This is a genomic window from Bacillus sp. JJ1474 (assembly GCF_036965225.1).
Lineage (GTDB): Bacteria > Bacillota > Bacilli > Bacillales > Cytobacillaceae > Cytobacillus.
Window position 1 is genome coordinate 1299 of the sequence record NZ_JBALPC010000239.1, and the last position, 842, is coordinate 2140.

Annotated in this window: 3 protein-coding genes; 1 reads left to right on the plus strand and 2 read right to left on the minus strand. The window is 33.3% G+C overall.

Annotation, left to right across the window (positions count from 1 at the left end; genetic code table 11):
* Nucleotides 1-12 precede the first annotated feature (12 nt).
* The gene (locus V7164_RS23255) at nt 13-108 is read left to right on the plus strand and encodes a YjcZ family sporulation protein (protein WP_335355371.1); all 96 of its coding nucleotides are present in this window, start codon (nt 13-15) and stop codon (nt 106-108) included.
* Between the two features lie 77 nt (nt 109-185).
* Here the strand turns inward: V7164_RS23255 and V7164_RS23260 are convergent, their stop codons facing one another.
* Together V7164_RS23260 and V7164_RS23265 are read right to left on the minus strand one after the other, a co-directional pair.
* Nucleotides 186-389, minus strand: a complete 204-nt coding sequence (locus V7164_RS23260; RefSeq protein ID WP_335344873.1) for a hypothetical protein — start codon at nt 387-389, stop codon at nt 186-188.
* A gap of 183 nt (nt 390-572) precedes the next feature.
* A partial coding sequence (locus V7164_RS23265) for a DUF3267 domain-containing protein (protein ID WP_335355370.1) occupies nt 573-842 on the minus strand: 270 nt, incomplete at its 5' end.

The window sequence follows — 842 nt, forward strand, 5'->3', positions numbered from 1 at the left end:
GGAGGAAGCATTATGTCAGAAGGAGTTGGACATGGATTCGGAGGCGGATTTGCCTTAATTGTCGTTTTGTTTATCCTATTAATCATCATTGGAACATCTTGGCTATAGAGACTTCGACATAAAGATTCATCCATCCTAAATGAAAAAGCGGCGGGAAGTATAATCCGCCGCTTTTTCTACATTATTTAAGCATAAAGAATCTCTACAAATGACGATATGAGAAGAATTGTTATTAAAATATTAATCGTTCTAAACACTGAAGGCTGTCGCTCCTCAGGGATTTCCTTTTGGAGACAAAGCGAATTGGTCATTTTGTTAATATTATATAGGATAAAGACGGCAAAAATAATGAAAAATATGGAGATCACCGAAGATTCCCTCCTTTGCATTTATGAAGAAAAAAAGGTAGGGTCTGGGCTATTTGCGTAAATAGCAATTCAGACAGCCTAAATCCAGTTGTATGTTATTTACAATAACAAAATTTACGGAAAAAAGATAGTCTTTAAGACTTGTGAAAACTTGGTTTTATCAAATTCATGAAAAAGGCATCCAATATCGGATACCTTTTTCTTCTAATCATCGTTTTTGTGGAGCAATATTTCAATTCCATCATCATTCTCTTCAATATATGAACAATTTGGTGCGAACAGCACATTCTTTGCACAAATAAAATCAGGAAGACATAAGCCAGCATGAAAAGCAAGTATGATGGTAATATAATGTAAATAATGAGGGTACATATAACAAGCAAAAATCAAAATACTATTAATAACGATAAAAGGTGCAAAAAGGGCAAAAATAAATTGCCATTTAGAAATCGGTTCAAAAACCTTTATATGAAT